Annotated in this window: 3 protein-coding genes; all 3 read left to right on the top strand. The window is 50.8% G+C overall.

Going from position 1 to position 3263, the window contains the following annotated elements; genetic code table 11:
• Positions 1–165: 165 nt before the first annotated feature.
• The 3 genes from JMJ95_RS13850 (at position 166) to JMJ95_RS13840 (ending at position 2917) form a co-directional block, all read left to right on the top strand.
• Complete coding sequence (locus JMJ95_RS13850) at positions 166–897, top strand: DUF1932 domain-containing protein (RefSeq protein ID WP_290686537.1); 732 nt, start codon at positions 166–168, stop codon at positions 895–897.
• A 118-nt stretch (positions 898–1015) separates the two neighbouring features.
• On the top strand, positions 1016–1711 hold the full coding sequence (locus tag JMJ95_RS13845) for an RraA family protein (RefSeq protein ID WP_290686535.1): 696 nt from the start codon (positions 1016–1018) through the stop codon (positions 1709–1711).
• Between the two features lie 324 nt (positions 1712–2035).
• Positions 2036–2917 carry a MurR/RpiR family transcriptional regulator gene (locus JMJ95_RS13840; protein ID WP_290686533.1) on the top strand — a complete coding sequence of 294 codons (882 nt, stop codon included), beginning with the start codon at positions 2036–2038 and terminating at the stop codon, positions 2915–2917.
• The last annotated feature ends 346 nt before the right edge of the window (positions 2918–3263 follow it).

Below are 3263 nucleotides of genomic sequence, written 5' to 3'. Positions count from 1 at the left end.
ATCGAATGTTTCGAACATCCTGGACAAAGGCTGCTTGTCGGCGAGATTTTGGAGAAGCAACGGAAAATCTACGAGGCTATGGATGTCCAACCTCCAGCCTCGTTATGAGTAGGCGGGAATCCAGGTTACAAAGAAACGCTCCTGAAAAGAGCCCGGGAAGCCTGCGTGGGTCTTTCCTCGTCTCTTGAGGGACTTGTCGGACAATCCGACGTGGTCGTGGTGGCGGTTCCTGCGAAGTATACCGAGGAGACGCTCAGGCAGATTATTTGTTTCATCAGGCGGGGTATGCTTGTGGTGGACGTGACAACAGCTCTTCCTGACATAAAAGAACGGCTGGAGCAGGCCTTTTCTGCGGGAGGAGCATATTATGTTGATTCTGCCATGCTCGGTCCTCTTCCGGTGTATGCTCACAAAGTTCCCATGCTTGCTTCGGGAAGCGGGGCAGAGAAATGGCACGATTTGATGACCCCGTTTCACATGTCGGTCACCGTGGTGGAGGGCAACGCTGGAAACGCTTCCAGGATCAAGCTTGTAAGAAGCGTCTTCATGAAAGGCCTCGAGGCTCTGTTGGCCGAGACCTTTGTTTTTGCTCACCGGTGCGGAATTGAATCTGTAATACTGGATTCTATTTCGGAAACGATGAATAAAACCTCCTTCCAGAATACAGCCCGGCGTTTACTCTGTGCCGACGTAATCCATTCCGAACGCCGTTCCTTTGAAGTTGGCGAAGCCATTGCCCTGATGAAGGAGATCGGCCTTGAATCACCTGTCAGCGAGGGGGTACGGAGGCGGCTTGAACTCACGACGCACCTCGGGGTTGCCGAAAAGCTCGGCGGAATACCACCGGAATCTCTGGAGGAAGTGTTTGTGATCTGGGATGAGCATAATTACAGGTGATATCGGCTTTTCGCTTTTCTGGTTGTGCGTGTCCCGGGGAGACGGCAGTTCTGCTCTTTTTTTCCGGGTCATGAAAAGGAACTGATTTCCGATTTTTTCCAAAGGAGGACATTTCACCATGTCTGTAGGTTTTCGAGTGTATCTGAAGAGGATTTTGCCCCCCAAAGAGCTTGTGGAAGCCTTCCGGTTTATCCCTGCCTCCAACATTTCCGATTGTATGGGGCGGTTGAGCGGAATGGGTTCGGAAATTCGTTTGATGACGAGGCCGACCGAGGGCAACATGGTAGGAACTGCCCTGACGGTAAAGGCCCGGCCCGGTGATAATTTGCTCCTTCATAAAGCCCTGAACATGGTCATGCCCGGGGACATTGTTGTTCTTTCCAACGAGGGAGACCGTTCACAATCCCTTATGGGAGCGATAATGGCCACCTTTGCAAAGTCCCGCGGTGTTGCCGGCTTCGTACTTGATGGTCCTATTCGGGATATCGGCTACATTTATGATCTGGGCGTCCCGGTTTATGCTGCTGGAACAACCCCCGCAGGGCCTTGGAAAGAAGGGCCGGGAGAAATCAATGTTCCGGTATCTTGCGGAGGAAATGTAATTAACCCTGGAGACATCATTGTCGGTGACCTGGACGGAGTGATAGTGATACCCCGGGAAGATGCGCCGTCACTTCTGGAATCGGTACGGTCGTTCAAGGAAAATGATGAGAAAAAACTCGAGGCCGCGGAGAAAGGAACAGCTAAAAGAGACTGGGTGGATAAATCGCTCCTGGAAAAGGGCTGTGAAATAATTGATGATATTTGCAGGTAGCAGGTGACTGGACCAGATTCTGCCTGACCCTCTGCTCATGATTTCGAGATTCCGAAAATCGTGAGCAGAGGCGTTTTTTCTCTCCCGAACAGGTCCCCGGAGGAACCTCTTTTTTTTCGAGGCTGAAAGCTGCCTGGGTTTGTTCGCATATCCTTTTTTCCCGTTAATGCATGCCGCTTTTTTTCGCACTTGAAGGGGGGAACCCGGTGCAGTACCGGGAATAGGGGAATAAACTAAATTTGTCGTTCAAATGAAAGGGAAATTGCAAAGATATTTGGTTTGTGATATTCTGTTTTCATTCGTGCCGGTTGGGGGAGAACTGCTATGCAGGAATTTAAAGAGAAAATCCGTTTTTTTTTAAGAAGAAGCAAGACTTCCAAGGCCAAAAGAACGGTCGCCAACTTTTTTGTCAGTTCTCCCGAGGAAGCCGCTTTCCTGAACCTGGGGGAACTTGCGGAACGTATCGGTGTCAGCCCGGCGACGATAAGCAGGACTTCCGTCGAGATGGGGTTCAGCGGGTATCCGGATCTTCAGGAGCAGATACGCTCAAAGTTGAAAATAGGCATAACCCCTGTTGAACGGCTTAAAGAAACTCCGGCCGACGAAAGCACCCCGATCTGGACACGTTCCATTATGAGGGACCAGGAATCTCTCAACGCCCTGCTGTCCATGAATTCCGGGGAAAAATTCCAGAAGGCCGTTGAGTTGTTTGCGTCTGCCCCCAATGTGTATTCCCTGGCTCTCCGCAGTTCCTATCCCCTCACTTTTTTCTTCAACCTGCTGCTGTTCCAGATCCGCCCGAATGTGCACCATATTTCCATCGATGACGGGCAGCTGACGGAAAGCGTTTTTGACATCGGGCGGAACGATGTTCTGTTTGTTGTTTCCCTTCCGAGATACACGAAGTTTGTCCTTGAAGTGACGGAGAAGATCCGGAGAACCGGCTGCCGGGTGGTTTCAATCACGGACAGTGAATTGTCCCCCCTGGCGATCGCCTCCGATATCGCTTTTTTCTGCAGGTATGAATCCGTGAGTTTCTTTAACTCGAATATTGCGGCGGAGGCGATAATAAATGCCCTTCTTTCCGGAGTTCTTCAGCACCTGGGACAGGATGGGGTACAACGCCTCGAAAAGCACAGCAACGCCATGAAAGAATGGTCGTCACGGTTTTCTCTGGGAGTGCAGGGGTATCTTCACGACCAGTGACCTTGATTCCCTATTGAACGAGTTCTTTGCGGTTCATTGATTTTTGGACATAGCCGTCGTGAAAGGAGTGATCGGCAGAAAAGAAAGCGGAGGCAGTTGGAGGGGATGAAACAGAAATCCGGAAGGCCGTTTTTTCTCGAAAGCAATGCAGGACCTTTGAAGAATCACACTTTTTGGGGGAGGTAAGGCATGATGAAAAAAATGACCGGTTTGATGATGCTCCTGTGCGCTTCTTTTCTGATCTTCTCTTCTGTGCCAAGTTACGCCGAGTGGCCGGCGGATCAGCATATAACAATGATCGTTGCCTATTCGCCGGGCGGCTCAACGGATATCATGGCCAGGCTTG

The sequence above is a fragment of the Aminivibrio sp. genome (genome assembly GCF_016756745.1).
Lineage (GTDB): Bacteria > Synergistota > Synergistia > Synergistales > Aminobacteriaceae > Aminivibrio.
This window is presented reverse-complemented; position numbering and strand designations above follow the sequence as displayed.